Below are 15,601 nucleotides of genomic sequence, written 5' to 3' on the forward strand. Positions count from 1 at the left end.
GTGCTGAATGTAACCAGGAGAGACATCATGCAATTTTCGACAACCCCCACGCTCGAAGGACAAAGCATTGTGGAATACTGCGGTGTGGTCACCGGCGAAGCCATTCTGGGCGCGAACATCTTCCGGGACTTTTTTGCCGGTATCCGCGATATCGTCGGCGGTCGTTCAGGCGCTTATGAAAAAGAGTTACGCAAAGCGCGTGAGATTGCCTTCGCAGAACTGGGTGAGCAGGCGAAAGCGCTGGGCGCTGACGCGGTGGTCGGCATTGATATCGATTACGAAACGGTTGGCAAGGACAGCAGCATGCTGATGGTCAGCGTGAGTGGGACGGCGGTGAAAACCCGCCGATGAGACGTTCGCTTTCAACGCTCCTGCTGGCGATGGTGCTGGCAGGGTGCGCCACGGATAACGGCATTGTTGATAAAGGCGCCTATGAGCTGGATACCCGGCATCAGGCCCAGGCAGCGTACCCGCGTATCAAGGTCCTGGTGATTCACTATACCGCCGATGACTTTGACAGTTCGCTGGTCACGCTGACGGACAAAAATGTCAGCTCCCATTACCTCATCCCCGCGAACCCTCCCGTACCTGACGGCAAACCGCGTATCTGGCAGCTTGTGCCCGAGCACGATCTGGCGTGGCATGCTGGCATCAGCGCCTGGCGCGGCGCGACGCGCATTAACGACACCTCGATTGGCATTGAACTGGAAAACCGCGGCTGGCAGAAGACAAACGGCGTCAAGCGCTTCATGCCGTTTGAGCCGGCGCAAATTGCCGCGCTGATCCCGCTGGCGAAAGGGATAATCGCCCGCTACAACATTAAACCGGAAAACGTGGTGGCCCACGCGGACATCGCCCCCCAGCGAAAAGACGATCCTGGCCCGCTTTTTCCCTGGCAGGCGCTGGCGCAGCAAGGGATTGGCGCGTGGCCCGATCCGGCGCGTGTAAACGTCTATCTTAATGGGCGGCCGCGCTATCAGGTCGTGGATACGGCGGCGTTACTCGAACGGTTAACGCGTTATGGCTATGAAGTCCCTTCACAGAGTACTCCGGCGCAGCAGAAACGGGTGATCATGGCGTTTCAGATGCATTTCCGCCCACAGTTGTGGAATGGTATTGCTGATGCAGAGACGATGGCGATTGCCGAAGCGCTGTTAGAGAAATACGGGCAGGGGTGAGTCTCCCCTGCGTTTTGAGGAAATCATTTTTCAGTCCGTAATCGGACAGACAAATCCTGTCATATCAATCCATCGTAGTTATAATTACTTCATTCAAATTACTCACATGAATAGTTGACACGAGACGAGTGAGCTAATGATGAAAATAAAACAGACGAACAGAGATACGTTCTCACCATAAGGTTATTTTCTTTTAAAAAGGATTGTCGGTGAAGTTTTCACAACTGAGTTCATTCGTCTTTAACCATTAATTATCTTAAACGGGTATAACAATGTTAAGCATCTATAGTAAAAAACTGCGTCCACAACATGAAATGGATACCATTATCGCTGCGTTGTCAGGTTATGAAGAAAGAACGTTGAAAAAATGGCAAAAATTAACCACGACGGATTCTGACTATATTCACATCATCGTCAGCGGTGAAGTAGAATTCCGTCGCGAGTCAGATGAATTATGCATGTTTACCGTCGCAGGGCAGTGCATTTTCGGTCTTTCCTCTATGTTCTATCACTCAACCCATATGTATGGTCTGGTTCGCGCCAACACCGTCGTGCGCTCCATTAAAAAAGAGGACTTTATACGCGAGTTGACGGAAAAAAACTTATGGAAAGAACTCACCAAAGTGCTCTCATGGTATGTTTGTATTCTGAGTAAGCGTGATGACATCCTGGTCGCTCGCAGCGCATACGCCGTGGTGCGCGAGTTTTTATTAGAAATTAATGATCTGATTATTCAACATAAACGCGATATTAATATCTATGATTATATTCAGGAATACACCAGTCTGGCACGCAGCACCATTATTAAAATTCTTTCCGATCTGAAGAAAGGCAATTATATCATTGTCGAAAATGGACGACTCCTTAATCTTACTACCCTTCCAGAAAAATATTGATTATTCCAGCCGATCGCCTTTTTCGCTCAGTGGCGGTCGGGAATGATCATTGTGCCTCGTGGTCGCCTGTGAATTATCCTGCGTTTCGTCAACCGGCGGCGCAGGCGTTTTCCCTTGCGCATAATCCTGCTGTTGTTCTTTTAATGCCTGCTTAAATAACTCCGTTAACGACGCGTTATCATGACTTTCGCTGACGCCTGTATGCGCAGCGGCATCCTCGTGCGCGTCAGTCCCCGGCAAGGTCTCGCGTGAGATATCCTGAGGGATATTTCCGTCCGGTGCTTGCTGCCAGTCACTCTCATCACTATTTATCGGGATATCCTGCATTGCCGGGATAGCCTCATGTTTGGGCGCAGGTTCAGAATGCGGATGGGGGAACGGTTTACTCACGTACACATAATGCATATCTGAAAGCTGGGTGTCCGGCTTGACGACGCTTGCGTTAACCGGCGCTGGCATCGGGTGACGCAGGTTCCAGTAAAGATGCGCGTAAAGCCCGACGACCAGTAACGTGAAGAGTCCCAGCATCCATAACAGGCTGTGACCGACAATTTTTTTCATTGCGGGGAAGCGATATGAAAACCAGACCGCTTCTCCGGTGCTATAGCTGCGCTGCGCTGCAAGACAGATTGTAGACATCAGGAATGGTTCTCCGCTGTTTGCGTATTTGTTACCGCCTGAGTGGTCTGGATCAGTACGCTCGGGGTGGTGTTGGTTTCACGCATCAGTTGCATTAGCGTCTCTTCGCCTGGAATACCGTCTACCTGTAGATTCATTTTCTGCTGGAACTCGCGGGTGCGTTTCATCATCTCTGCCGTCCAGCCCTGCGAATGCGTTTCGGGTTCGGCGAGTGTCTGACTCAACTGCTGATCGAGCCAGGCCAGATCTTTACCCCCGCTGGCCGGGCTGATGGCGTCTTTGCCTTCCGGCGTCAGACGGTGCAACTGCGTAAAATTCCCGGTGGCATGCTGGTTAAACCAACTGCGGCTCACCTGCCAGGTACGGTTATTCATGAGCAAATCCAGTGAGTCGCTTCCGACGCGGGCAACCACGGCGTAGTTAAGGTGATCCCCGGTTTTCATTTCACCGATCCACGGATAACCCTCTTTCGCCAGATCATCCAGCGGGGCATTCCCCTGTTTACACATCAGATTTACCTTCGCGGCGTTCTGACAAAGGGCATCTTCCGCTGAGGCGTCGTAACCCCACATCACATACAATTGGTGCATCGCATCAGGCTGATTGACCATTTCGTTGTCGACAACGGGCACCACTGGCGCCTGCGTTTTCGGCGTCGTCTGACTCCAGCTCGCCGGAACCGGTAGCGGGACAGGCAGTCCGGCGCTAATTGTGGAGGTCAGATACCAGCCGCAGGTGGCGAACAATGCCGATGCCAATAATCCCACGGTGGCCAGGCGCTTACCGTGTTTTTGGGGCGGCAGGATCTCGCCGGCGGCCAGACGTAAATGACGTGGCCCTATTGCCGCGGCGCGTTCTGTCCATGCCGCTAACATTGCCAGATGGGCGAGTTCATTGAATTTACCAATCTGACCTTTCGTCAACGCATGCATTTTGCGTACACGAGAGGCGGATAACGGTGAGGTTTCACAACCGTGTTCTTCACACTGCGCTTGCGCATAGTCCAGCATTTCGCGACAGTTCAGAGAACGAATCACGTGGTGCGTATGCACATACGGCTGGAGTCCGGCGTGCTGCATCAGAACGGCTTCCTGATCGGCGCTGCCCATCAGCACAATCGACAGCGGAAACTCAAGTTCCTGCGCCCGGGTCAGTAACATTCCCAACACGTCGCGGCAGTTATCTTTCATGGCTTCTGTATGTGAAATCACCAGCACTTTGTTTCTCGCCTTGCGCGAAACGGACGCTTCGCGCCATTGGTGCAGCACGGCATCCACCGCATGAAGGCGGCTTTTACTCTCTTTGCTCCCCGGATTGAGCTTATACAGCAGGCTACTGGCACTCAATTTCGGGAACGCATTAACAGTAAAGATGTCGTGACTGGCACTTTTCAGCGCGTCGCTGTACTGACAAAGCAGAGCGGTATCGTTGCAAAAGAGTCCGGTAACTCCCGCCAGACCGGTTTTCTCTTTCAACACGTTGAAGATATCCTGGTGATAAGGCACAAAAAAATCGCCCGAGGTTCGGGTGACTTTTTTGAACGGCGGATTTTTAAAATTGAAATGACTCTGATACATAGCGACTGACCGTCTCTTTACATGATTAACTCTGGACGAGAAAGTAAGGGATGCGATGAACCAGGTCAATTTGCCAACAGAGTAAAAATAACCTCTCCGGACGCACTATCATCAGGATTAGCATCGGTCAATATTTTTCTGTATTAAAGTTAATGGCAAAGCGAGTGGTCGGTTCCGCCATGAATAATTATTATGCTTTTCACATATTGGCGCAGTACGACGCTGTTTAAATTCGCTTTGCAAAAGGCCAGATGAATAATGAGTTTCTCATTTCTATCCCGATGGATAACACCCGGTATGATGTTTATGCTGCTGATTTTTTGCGGTCAGCAAGGGTATGTGGTCATTAAAGATTATCGAAAAGTCTCAAATAAACTGGCGAGCGCAGAGACAACGCCGAAAAAAACGCACAAGGACGAAAAGACGTTTGCGCTTTTTGCCGCTCAGGTACGCCAGCAAACCCCGACAGCGGTCGCGAAAGCACCATTGGCTGCTGAAATTGAAGGCATTGTCAGCAGTGACGAATCATGGCTCTCTTTTGCCGTCATCAAGACGCAGGGGGGACAGAAGAGTTACCGCGAAGGTGAAAATCTGACGGGATTTGATAATGCGTATATTGAGGAGATCAATAAAGATAATGTGGTGGTTAATTATGAAGGTATTTCGCAGATACTGGCATTAAAAAAGCCAGACTATTTTAAGGGCGGCGTAGACAGCGGCCCGGTAACGAAATCGACAAAAGATGCAGGCGCTGACAGTTTGCATCTGGATGATTATCTGGTGTTAAAACCGATAATCGAAAAGGGCCAACTGGAGGGTTACAACATTAACCCAAGGGATGCCTCCGCGTTTTACAGCCATTCAGGCCTGGAAAAAGGTGATGTGGCGATAGAAGTCAATTCCGTAGACATGACCCAGGAAACACAGGCGAAGAATATCCTTGCCAACTGGTCAAAAATGAAAGAAGCGGAGGTCGTCGTCAGACGTCACGCTCACCTTGAAAATATTCGGGTTAATGTTCTAAACAATTAAAAGTGTACAGACATGAAGAAATTTCCCTGGGCGTGTATGGCGTTGACCGCATTATCGTTATATTCCGGTTCCCTGCTTGCAGCCAACTTTAGTGCCAGTTTCAAAAATACGGATATCCGTGAGTTTATCGATACGGTAGGCCGTAACTTAAATAAAACCATTCTGGTCGATCCTTCCGTTCAGGGACAGGTATCGGTCAGAACCTATAACGTGCTGACGGAAGATGAATATTATCAATTCTTCTTAAGCGTGCTGGACCTGTACGGTTTGTCGGTGATCCCCATGGACAACGGGATGGTGAAAGTGGTGCGCTCAAGCGTGGCGCGCACAGCCGGTGTACCGATTGCCGACAGCGCAAACCCGGGTAAAGGCGATGAGATAATCACTCGCGTAGTGAGGATGGAAAACGTCCCGGTGCGCGAGCTGGCACCGCTGCTGCGCCAGCTTAACGATGCTTCCGGTATTGGTAACGTGGTCCATTTTGAACCGTCAAACGTTTTACTGTTAACCGGTAAGGCCTCGGTGGTCAACCGACTGGTCGACCTGGTACAGCGCGTCGACAAAGATGGCGTGCAGCGTCGTGAGATCGTGCCATTGCGTTTCGCCTCAGCCAAAGAGTTGTCGGAGATGTTGAACAATCTCAACAACGAAGAGCAGAAAGGGCAGAACGCGCCGCAGCTCGTCACCAAAGTGGTGGCCGATGATGAAACCAACAGCCTGGTGATCAGCGGCTCGGAAGATGCTCGTGCACGGACGCGCTCGCTGATTGGTCAGTTGGATCGCGAGCAAAATAATGAAGGGAACACCCGCGTGTTCTATCTCAAGTACGCCAACGCCAGCAAAGTGGTGCCGGTGCTGACCGGAATTGGCGAACAGCTGAAAGACAAACCGGGAGCGACGAAAGGCAAAGCCGCGCCGATGGCAAGTGATCTGAATATCACTGCTGATGAATCGACCAACTCGCTGGTGATCACCGCGCAGCCTAACGTGATGAACTCGCTTGAGAAGGTGATCGACAAGCTGGATATTCGTCGTCCACAGGTGTTAGTGGAAGCGATTATTGCTGAAGTGCAGGACGGTAACGGTCTGGATCTCGGCGTACAGTGGTCCAGTGAACACGGCGGCGTGCAGTTCGGTTCGACCGGTCTGCCGATTAGCCAGATCAAGAAATCAAGAGTTATCGGCAGCTATACGGGGCTGGCGACCGGCTTCTTTAATGGTGATTTTGGCGCGCTGATGACGGCGCTTTCCACCAACGGCAAAAATGACATTCTCTCCACGCCGAGCGTGGTGACGCTGGATAACAAAGAGGCGTCGTTTAACGTCGGTCAGGATGTGCCGGTGCTTTCCGGGTCGCAGACCACCAGTGGCGATAACGTCTTTAACTCGGTTGAACGTAAAACCGTGGGGACCAAGCTGAAAATTGTTCCGCAGATTAACGACGGTGACATGATCCACCTGAAAATCGAGCAGGAAGTGTCCAGCGTAGATAACAGCGCGACGGAAGATGCCAGCCTGGGCCCAACCTTCAATACCCGCACCATCAACAACGAAGTGATGGTGCACAGCGGTCAGACGGTGGTACTCGGCGGTTTGATGGAAAACGTGACCAAGCAGTCGGTCTCCAAAGTGCCGCTGCTGGGCGATATTCCTCTGGTCGGCCAGTTGTTCCGCTACACCTCGCAGGATTCGGCGAAACGTAACCTGATGGTCTTTATCCACACCACCGTACTGCGTGATGACGATAACTACAGCGCGGCGTCAAAAGAGAAATATGACCAGCTTCGTGTGCGGCAGCAGCAGCGCATGGAAGAGCATAAGATGGGTATTATTGAAAACGCCGATAGCCCTGTACTGCCTGAATTCCCGGCACAGAGCAGCGCCGCGCCCGTGCAAACCCGCACTGGCGCGCCCCGCAATCCATTCAAAGGGTAAAGTGGGAGCGCAATGTGGACGAACTGAGTAAAAATCTGTGCAGCAGTAGCTACGCGAAGGATAACGGCATCCTGTTGTATAACAACGAGATCTATATCCGTGACGATACCCCCGCGTTTGCCTTGCTGGAAATGCGCCGGGTACTGGGACGCTCTTATGTGCCAGTTACCCTGACGGCGGAAGCGTTCGACGAGATGCTGGCGAAGATCTGGCAGCAGAACAGCGGCGTCTCCCAACAGCTGGTGGACGACATGGATGCGGATATCGATCTGATGGCGTTAACCGAGGAGATCCCGGACAACGAAGATCTGTTGGATAACGACGAAAACTCCCCGGTGATCCGTCTGATCAACGCTATTCTTGGCGAAGCGGTGAAAGAGGGGGCATCGGATATTCACATCGAAACCTTCGAGCGCACGCTGAGCATCCGTTTTCGCGTCGACGGCGTGCTGCGCCCGGTGCTACAACCCGCGCGCAAGCTCGCGCCGCTGCTGGTATCGCGTATTAAGGTGATGTCCAAACTCGATATCGCTGAGAAGCGTTTGCCGCAGGATGGGCGTATCTCTCTGCGTATTGGCCGTAAGGCGGTCGATGTGCGTGTTTCCACCATTCCGTCGCAGTATGGCGAGCGGGTGGTGATGCGTCTGCTGGATAAAAGCAATCTGAAGCCGGACATCAACAAGCTTGGGCTGATTGACGAAGAGCTGGCGAAGTTAAAAGAGCTGATTGACCGTCCGCACGGCATCATTCTCGTCACCGGACCAACGGGGTCCGGGAAAAGTACCACGCTCTACGCCATTCTGTCGGCGCTCAACGGCCATGAACGTAACATTCTGACCGTCGAAGATCCGATCGAGTATGAGCTTGAAGGGGTGGGGCAAACGCAGGTGAACCCGCGTGTAGACATGACCTTTGCCCGAGGACTGCGCGCTATTTTGCGTCAGGACCCGGATGTGGTGATGATCGGGGAAGTGCGTGACGCGGAAACGGCGCAAATTGCGGTACAGGCGTCGCTCACCGGTCACCTGGTGATGTCTACGCTGCACACCAACAGCGCTGCGGGAGCGATTACTCGCCTGCGCGATATGGGGCTGGAGTCCTTTTTAATCGGTTCATCGTTGCTTGGCGTCATTGCTCAGCGTCTGGTGCGTCGGCTGTGTCCTCACTGCCGAACCACCAGTCCGCTGGATGACAATGAAAAAGCGTTATTCAGCTTTATGGAGACGCCGCCAAACGCGATTTTTCGTGCCGTGGGCTGTGAGCATTGCCGCCAGAGCGGCTACCAGGGCCGCGCCGGGATCCACGAGTTTCTGGTGGTCGACACCGCCATGCGCCGCGCCATCCACGAAGATAAAGATGAGATGTCGATTGAAACGCAACTGTTTAAGCAGGCCTATAGCCTGCGTGAAAACGGTCTGCTGAAGGTGATTAGCGGCGTGACGTCACTGGAAGAAGTGATGCGCGTAACCGCCGAGCGTGGAGGCGATGAGTAATGGCCTTCTACGCATGGACGGCGACGGACGCAGCGGGGAAAACCCAACGCGGCACGTTGCAGGCTGAGGGGCAAAAGCAGGTTCGCCAGCAGTTGCGCGAGCAAAAGCTGATGCCCGTCAGTATCAATGAAACCCGCGAGAAAGCGGCGACAGGCGCCGCGAAAACCGGCGCAAAACTCTCAACGCCGGTGTTGTCCATGTTTACCCGCCAGTTGTCCACACTGGTAAACGCGGCGTTGCCGCTGGAGAGCGCCCTGAAGGCGATTTCGAAACAGACTGAAGATAAAAAGCTGGCGGCGATGGTGGTGGAGATCCGCGAAAAGATCGTCGAAGGACATACGCTGTTTGATGCCTTCAGCCAGTTTCCGCGCACCTTTGACAAGCTCTACTGCACGCTGGTGATGGCGGGTGAAAAAACCGGTCATCTTGGCGGCGTGCTGGAAAAACTGGCGGAATATAACGAGCAGCGCCAGAAGATGAAAAGCAAGCTGACGCAGGCGATGGTCTACCCGATTACCCTGACGGTCGTGGCCATTGCGGTGATCAGCATTCTGCTGGTGGCGGTGGTTCCGCAGGTGATTGAGCAGTTCACTCATATGAAGCAACAACTGCCGATGACGACTCGCACGCTGATTGCGGTGAGCGATTTCCTGCAGGCGTTTGGGATCTACATCGCTGGCAGCCTGGCGGGCGGATTTATCGGTTTTAAGGCGTGGCTTCGCAATGAGAAAAATCGGTATCGCTGGCACCGCTGGCTGGTCAACGGTTCGCCGATAAAAAAGCTGGTCTGCGCCATTAATAGCGCCCGCTACATCCGCACGCTGAGTATTTTGCAGGCGAGCAGCGTCCCACTGTTGGAAGGGATGTATATCGCGATGGACGGTATTGAAAATCTCTATGCCCGACAGGTGCTGGAGCAGGCGGCAGATACCGTGCGTCAGGGGGCGACACTCTATGCGGCGCTGGAGCAGGCGAAATTATTTCCGCCCACCATGCTGTATATGATTGCCTCCGGCGAGGAGAGCGGTGAATTAGGCAACCTAATGGATCGCGCAGCGGAAAACCAGGAATCAGGATTACAGCACCGAATTACATTAACACTGTCGGTATTTGAACCGGCGCTGGTGGTCTCAATGGCGACAATCGTTTTATTTATCGTGTTGTCAATATTACAACCGCTTCTGCAACTTAATAATATGGTAGGTTAAATCATGTCTTTGAAAAGAAAACACCTGGCTCGCCAGGCGGGCTTCACTTTGCTCGAATTAATGGTGGTTATTGTTATTCTCGGCGTGCTTGCCAGTATGGTGGTGCCTAATTTAATGGGCAACAAAGAAAAAGCGGACCAGCAAAAGGCGACCAGCGATATTGTGGCGCTCGAAGGCTCGCTGGATATGTATAAGCTGGATAACCACCGTTATCCCACTACCGAGCAAGGCTTACAGGCGCTGGTGACCAAACCTGAAATCGCGCCCATTCCCAACGGCTATCGCGCGGATGGTTATATTCGCCGCCTGCCGCAGGACCCGTGGGCCAGCGATTATCTGCTGGTCAGCCCTGGTGAACATGGCGCTGTTGATGTCTTTTCTGCTGGTCCGGACGGTGAAGCCAATACCGCCGATGACATTACCAACTGGTCTCTCGATAAAAAATCGAAATAATGAAAAAACAACGCGGCTTTACGTTGCTGGAAATTATTCTGGCGCTGGTGATATTTGCCAGTTGCGCCATGATGGTGGTGTCAACCATTCCTTCACGCAGCGGTGCGGATATATTTGGCCAGCAATTAAAAGCCCTTGTTGATTATGGTTCTGACCGTGCGGTGATGGACGGAAATATCGTGGGGCTGGTGGTGACAACGGATAATTATCAACTGGTGACGCTGGAAGATAAAAATGGCGAGCGTCACTGGGTGCCTTTATCCGCAGGTCGTATTACCACCCAGGGCGATTTTCCAGAAGATATGCACGTTTCGCTCACGCCGCAACGGCTGGCCGCCACGGTGGATGCTGAACCGCAGGTGGTCTTTTTGCCGGACGGCGAAATCAGTCGATTCACGCTGACGCTGCAAAGTGATGACAAGCAGCACCATTTTCGCGTGGTGTCGCAAGGGGCGGCGCCCGTATCGGTAGAAAACGATGGCTAACGGCAAGAAAAAGCAACAAGGCATGACGCTGCTGGAAGTGATGGTGGCGCTGGTCATCTTCTCCACCGCCGCGCTGGCGCTGATGAACTCGGTCACCCTCAACGTGCGTTTCACCCACGGTCTTGCCGATACGCTACAGGCCAGTTGGGTGGCGGAAAACCAGTTAGCGGAAGCGCAACTGAGCAAAAGCGATTTTCCCGATACGGAAGAGCATGGGACGGAGATGATGGGCGGGCGCAACTGGAACTGGCGCAAACAGCGGGTAAAAACGGCGGATAACCGCTGGGCTAACGCGATACGGGTCTATGCGGAAGGCGACGAGAGCCAGCCGGTTATGACGTTGCAGGTCGTTCCACCAGGAGAAAATCAGTGAAAAACAGGCGACGCCAGCGCGGATTTACCCTGCTGGAGGTCATGATTGCGCTGACCATCTTTGCGGTTATCAGCACCCTGGCCTGGCAAATTCTGGACGGGGCGATGCGCACCAGTTCCGCAACGGATGCCAGCGCGGCGAAGCTTAATCAGCTCCAGCGCGCCTGGAGCCTGATGGAGCGCGATTTCTTCCAGCTACAGGCGCGTGCGCCGCGTAATGAGCCAGACGTATTCCGCCAGGATGACGATGCCCTTGAACTGACCACGCTGAACGGCGTGAGTGGTTCGGTGCAGCTAGAGCGCGTGCGCTGGCGGCTGGCGGAAGGGCGTTTGTATCGTGACGTCTGGCCCGCCATCGATAGCCCGGCGAACATCAAGTCTGAGGCGGTGCCGATAGTCAGCGACGTGAAATCCGCGGTCTGGCGTTTTTACAGCAAAGGCTGGTTAAAAAACTGGCCTGATTCTGCGCACCAGCCGGACGGAGTAGAGCTGACGCTGACCATGAAAGAGGGTGAAACCTGGCGCTGGGTGTTTATGACGCCGGGCGATATACCGCAAGCAGCGGCTGCGCCGAAAGACAACGCCGAAGTCCCAGCATCGAAAGACAATGCCGATGCGCCAGCCCCGGCGGCAGACGCTGCGCCTGTCGGGCAGGCGAAACCACAACCCGCGCCGGAAGGTAAATGATGAGCGCATTACGCAAACAGAAAGGCGTGGCCCTGCTGGTGGTGTTGATTCTGCTGGTCATGATGTCGGCGCTGGCGGCGAAAATTAGCCAGCAGTTCTGCCGCAACCTGCAAAAAACGCACTATCAGGTGAGCCAGCAGCAGTTGCGTTGGGCGATGCAGGCGCAGGAAAAGGTGGTGAAGGACAGGCTACAGACCGACGCCAGCGGCGAAAGCAAAGCGCTGGCACCCGACGGCGACTGGCATCAACCGCTGGAAACCCGTGGCGAAGATTACACGCTGGTAAGCCAGGTGGAAGACGCGCAAACCTGCTTTAACGTCAATAACCTGCTTGCCGAAGAGAAAGTGGCTGAGGTGCAGAATGCCCCGGCGGTGCCGGAAAAACCGCTAAAGGAGCTGAGTGTTGAGCAGATCCTGACGCGAAGCGGCGTCGCGCAGACAACCGCCGAAGAGATCTATTTGCAACTGGTGGATTACCTTGACGGCGACACCACGACGGTCAAAGAGGGCGCGGAGAACGATGCCTGGGCTGGGCTGGTCCCGGCCAGACAGCCTGCTAACCAGATGATGCGCAACATCGCTGAGATCAAGCTGTTGCCTGCGTTCCCGGCTGTTGCGTACGCCAAAGTGAGCAAACTGCTGTGTGCGCTGCCGGATTCTGCGACCAAAGTGGACGTCAATACGTTAAGCGTGGAACAGGCGGCGGTTCTGGCGGCGCTGTTTCCTGGAAAAATGACGGAAGATGACGCCGCTCGCCTGATTGAGGCGCGGCCTGAAGCCGGTTGGGAAAACCTTGAGGACTTCAGCACGCTGCTGGAACAAAACTTCCCTCAACTGAAAGACGAGTTGCCGCGCGTGGCGGAACAGATAGCCATCAACAGCCGATATTTCCGCGTTAACTATACCGGCAATACCGATGATTTGACGCTGCGAGTGGTCAGCCAGCTTCAGGTGAATAACGAAGCCGGTGAGATCGTGACGTGGCAGCGTCGTTACCGAATGATTGAATAACAAAAGTCGAATGCTATGAAACAGGTGCTTTTTATTCGTCCCGACAGCCGCGAGGACGGGAAATTATGGTGGTGTGAATCGGGAAGCCAGCAGGTGGAAACGCTTGATAGTCTGGCGGACTTGAGTGCGCTGGCAGACCATCCTCTGGCCGTGCGGGTGTGTCTGCTATTGCCCGCCAGCGAGATGATCTTCCGCCACTTTACGTTGCCGAAAAAAATCTCGTCACAGGCGACGGCGTTCTCGTGGATGGCTGAAGAGACGCTGATCGGCGAGGTGGATAACCTTCACTGGACGGTACTCAATAAGAAAGGGCGCGAGGTGGATGCCGTGGCGATTGACGCCACGCGTTTGCGCCACTGGCTGAGTTGTTTTCACGACGCAGGGCTAAACGTGGTTCAGGTTCTGCCGGACGCCTGGCTGTTACCGGTGGCGCCGGGGGGAAGCACGATGGTCGCTCTGGATGAGAGCTACTGGCTGCGTTTTTCGCCGGATGGCGCTTGCGATGTGGACGCCACGCTGCTGCCGCTGTTATTGCAGAAAACCCGAGAAGGTGAAGTGTGCTGCTACGGGGAGACCCCCGATGGCGTGGAGGTGGATGAACACCTGGCATGGCAACATCCGCTGGTGCTGATTCAGGCGCAATGGCAGGCGTGTCGTATCAACCTGCTGCACGGTGAATTCAGCGTCAGAGCGGCATCCGCTGGCGTATCAAAAAGGATCAAAGCGGCGATGATTGCCGCAGGGATCCTGTCGCTAGGGCTGCTGTTGGGGCCGCGTATTGCGCTGGCCTGGATGCTGGTGCAGGAAGAAAATCACGTTCAGCAGGAAATTGTGCAGATTTACCAGTACCACTTCCCGAGCATGCGGCAGACGACCAACATCAAATACCACTTTGGCCAGAACATGAAGAAACAAAGTAAGGGCATCTTCCTGCAACTGGATGAGCTGGAAAAAGCTAAACAGTCGGTTCCGGAAATGGAAATTGACCTGCTTGAGTACGATGGCTCTCGGGGCGCATTGACGCTGAGCGTTAGCGCGGAAAACCCGCAGGCGCTACAGGCGTTTGTGAATCAGACGGGTGAGCATTTTGATTTTGCTTTGCAGCCTGTGTCAAAAGAGGCGCCCTATACCGCCATGATTACCGGGAAATATAAATGAGAGAGCGAATCGCGCAGTTGAAATCGCGCTATCAGAATTACAGCATCAGAGAAAAAGCGTGCCTGAAAATATGCGCCGCGGTGATGTGTTGCGCCGCCGTGTATTACATCGGGGCTATTCCGCTGGATAATATGATTCAAAGCAGTAAATCCACGCTGGCGCGGCAAAAGGAGACGCTGAACTGGATGCGTGGAGAAATTGATAAAAATCATCTTCAGGTACAGCAGGTGAAAACGGACAATCCACGCAGTATCGTGGAAAAGAGCGCGCGGGATATTCATTTATCACTGACGGATGTGCGTCAGGATGGGCAGTCATTATCGTTTGTCGTTGGCCGGATCAATATTTTTCAATTAAAAAACTGGCTGCGGGAAATGAACATGTCCTCCGGCATTCGCCTGGAGAAAATGAGCCTTACGCCAGTGGATCATCTGAGTGACGTTAATGCGAAAATTCAACTCACCTGGAATAAAGTGACATGAATACGTTTACTCTGCTCCGGGAGAGTTACCCGGTGGCGGTGACCGGGATGAGTGCAGTATTGGGGGCAATCATCGGCAGTTTCCTTGGCGTGGTGGCGGAACGCGTGCCGGCAATGGTCATGGAGGAGGAGAGTCGCACAAATTTACTCTTTCCGGCGTCGCATTGCCCGGTCTGTCAACATTCTCTCAAGGCCTGGGAAAATATCCCAATTGTTAGCTGGCTGGCGCTTCGCGGCCGTTGTAGCCATTGTCAAACGGCGATTCCGCTGCGGTTATTTGCCATCGAACTGGTCACCGCGCTGTTTTTTGGCGTGACGACAGGATGGGGGGCGGATGTTCAGACGCTTCGCTCACTGTGGCTGCTCGCGGCCTTTTTACTGCCGCTGGCGATGATTGACGCGCAGCATCAGTTGCTGCCCGATTGCCTGACGCAACCGCTCTTGTGGGCCGGGCTATTGACTCATGCGCTGGGCCATTCATTACCGCTCACTGACGCGCTTTTCGGCGCGGTCGCGGGTTACCTGTCGCTTTGGCTGCTCTACTGGGCGTTTCGACTGGCAACCGGGCGTGAAGGGCTGGGCTACGGCGATTTTAAACTGCTGGCGGCGCTCGGGGCATGGTGCGGCTGGCAGGCACTGCCTTCCATTGTATTACTTGCGGCATTAAGTGGGATTGTGGTTTTTTTCGTATTAAATATTTCAGGTAAAAATACCCGCATTATTCCTTTCGGTCCCTCACTGGCTTTTGCTGGAATGGTGGTATTCAGCGGGCAGGTGTTTGCTTTCACATTCTGAATATACGGGTCAAGTTTTTTTTAAAATTATTTCAACGGGGAAAGGGAAGGCATAATGTTTCCCGTCAGAGTATTGTAAACAACATAAGCTATACGGATTTTGAGCTTGTATCTTTTAATGGAGGAGTACAACGCGTCATAAAATAATATTCTCTATGGTTGTTGTTTTTTAAATAAAGAATTTGCAATAGATATTCCATGCT

17 protein-coding genes are annotated in these 15,601 nt (G+C 53.4%); 15 read left to right on the forward strand and 2 right to left on the reverse strand.

Annotation, left to right across the window (positions count from 1 at the left end; genetic code table 11):
• Positions 1-27 precede the first annotated feature (27 nt).
• The 3 genes from F384_RS04035 (at position 28) to F384_RS04045 (ending at position 2,074) form a co-directional block, all read left to right on the forward strand.
• Positions 28-351 carry a heavy metal-binding domain-containing protein gene (locus tag F384_RS04035; RefSeq protein WP_042320310.1) on the forward strand — a complete coding sequence of 108 codons (324 nt, stop codon included), beginning with the start codon at positions 28-30 and terminating at the stop codon, positions 349-351.
• Positions 348-1,178 (forward strand): N-acetylmuramoyl-L-alanine amidase, encoded by an 831-nt coding sequence (locus F384_RS04040; RefSeq protein WP_046477820.1) that lies wholly within the window; start codon positions 348-350, stop codon positions 1,176-1,178. The genes F384_RS04035 and F384_RS04040 overlap by 4 nt, the downstream gene beginning before the upstream one ends.
• A gap of 272 nt (positions 1,179-1,450) precedes the next feature.
• Positions 1,451-2,074: a helix-turn-helix domain-containing protein gene (locus F384_RS04045; protein ID WP_046477822.1), complete on the forward strand. Its 624-nt coding sequence runs from the start codon at positions 1,451-1,453 to the stop codon at positions 2,072-2,074.
• Here the strand turns inward: F384_RS04045 and F384_RS04050 are convergent, their stop codons facing one another.
• Together F384_RS04050 and F384_RS04055 are read right to left on the reverse strand one after the other, a co-directional pair.
• A complete protein-coding gene (locus tag F384_RS04050) occupies positions 2,075-2,713 on the reverse strand; it encodes a hypothetical protein (protein ID WP_046477824.1) in 639 nt (212 codons plus the stop codon).
• Positions 2,713-4,290 carry an ExeA family protein gene (locus tag F384_RS04055; RefSeq protein ID WP_046477826.1) on the reverse strand — a complete coding sequence of 526 codons (1,578 nt, stop codon included), beginning with the start codon at positions 4,288-4,290 and terminating at the stop codon, positions 2,713-2,715. The genes F384_RS04050 and F384_RS04055 overlap by 1 nt, the downstream gene beginning before the upstream one ends.
• Before the next feature lie 300 nt (positions 4,291-4,590).
• On the opposite strand from F384_RS04055, the gene gspC reads away from it, so the two are divergent.
• Genes gspC through F384_RS04115 form a run of 12 tightly spaced genes read left to right on the forward strand, consistent with a single transcriptional unit; the run spans position 4,591 to position 15,399 of the window.
• Positions 4,591-5,322 carry a type II secretion system protein GspC gene (gene gspC / locus F384_RS04060; RefSeq protein ID WP_046497705.1) on the forward strand — a complete coding sequence of 244 codons (732 nt, stop codon included), beginning with the start codon at positions 4,591-4,593 and terminating at the stop codon, positions 5,320-5,322.
• Positions 5,323-5,334: 12 nt separating this feature from the next.
• Complete coding sequence (gene gspD / locus F384_RS04065; RefSeq protein ID WP_046477828.1) at positions 5,335-7,257, forward strand: type II secretion system secretin GspD; 1,923 nt, start codon at positions 5,335-5,337, stop codon at positions 7,255-7,257.
• A 14-nt stretch (positions 7,258-7,271) separates the two neighbouring features.
• Entirely contained in the window at positions 7,272-8,750 is a 1,479-nt protein-coding gene (gene gspE / locus F384_RS04070) for a type II secretion system ATPase GspE (RefSeq protein ID WP_046477830.1), read from the forward strand.
• Positions 8,750-9,958: a type II secretion system inner membrane protein GspF gene (gene gspF, locus F384_RS04075; protein WP_046477832.1), complete on the forward strand. Its 1,209-nt coding sequence runs from the start codon at positions 8,750-8,752 to the stop codon at positions 9,956-9,958. The genes gspE and gspF overlap by 1 nt, the downstream gene beginning before the upstream one ends.
• A gap of 3 nt (positions 9,959-9,961) precedes the next feature.
• Entirely contained in the window at positions 9,962-10,411 is a 450-nt protein-coding gene (gspG, locus tag F384_RS04080) for a type II secretion system major pseudopilin GspG (RefSeq protein ID WP_046477834.1), read from the forward strand.
• On the forward strand, positions 10,411-10,896 hold the full coding sequence (gene gspH / locus F384_RS04085) for a type II secretion system minor pseudopilin GspH (RefSeq protein ID WP_046477836.1): 486 nt from the start codon (positions 10,411-10,413) through the stop codon (positions 10,894-10,896). The genes gspG and gspH overlap by 1 nt, the downstream gene beginning before the upstream one ends.
• Positions 10,889-11,269, forward strand: a complete 381-nt coding sequence (gene gspI / locus F384_RS04090; protein ID WP_046477837.1) for a type II secretion system minor pseudopilin GspI — start codon at positions 10,889-10,891, stop codon at positions 11,267-11,269. The genes gspH and gspI overlap by 8 nt, the downstream gene beginning before the upstream one ends.
• Entirely contained in the window at positions 11,266-11,955 is a 690-nt protein-coding gene (gspJ, locus tag F384_RS04095) for a type II secretion system minor pseudopilin GspJ (RefSeq protein WP_046477839.1), read from the forward strand. Before gspI ends, gspJ begins: the two co-directional genes overlap by 4 nt.
• Positions 11,955-12,965 (forward strand): type II secretion system minor pseudopilin GspK, encoded by a 1,011-nt coding sequence (gspK, locus tag F384_RS04100; protein WP_046497710.1) that lies wholly within the window; start codon positions 11,955-11,957, stop codon positions 12,963-12,965. Before gspJ ends, gspK begins: the two co-directional genes overlap by 1 nt.
• A 15-nt stretch (positions 12,966-12,980) precedes the next feature.
• Positions 12,981-14,123 carry a type II secretion system protein GspL gene (gene gspL, locus F384_RS04105; protein WP_046477841.1) on the forward strand — a complete coding sequence of 381 codons (1,143 nt, stop codon included), beginning with the start codon at positions 12,981-12,983 and terminating at the stop codon, positions 14,121-14,123.
• Positions 14,120-14,605: a type II secretion system protein GspM gene (gspM, locus tag F384_RS04110; RefSeq protein WP_046477843.1), complete on the forward strand. Its 486-nt coding sequence runs from the start codon at positions 14,120-14,122 to the stop codon at positions 14,603-14,605. The genes gspL and gspM overlap by 4 nt, the downstream gene beginning before the upstream one ends.
• A complete protein-coding gene (locus tag F384_RS04115) occupies positions 14,602-15,399 on the forward strand; it encodes a prepilin peptidase (RefSeq protein ID WP_046477845.1) in 798 nt (265 codons plus the stop codon). Before gspM ends, F384_RS04115 begins: the two co-directional genes overlap by 4 nt.
• The last annotated feature ends 202 nt before the right edge of the window (positions 15,400-15,601 follow it).

It is taken from the genome of Citrobacter amalonaticus Y19, from assembly GCF_000981805.1.
Classification (GTDB): domain Bacteria; phylum Pseudomonadota; class Gammaproteobacteria; order Enterobacterales; family Enterobacteriaceae; genus Citrobacter_A; species Citrobacter_A amalonaticus_C.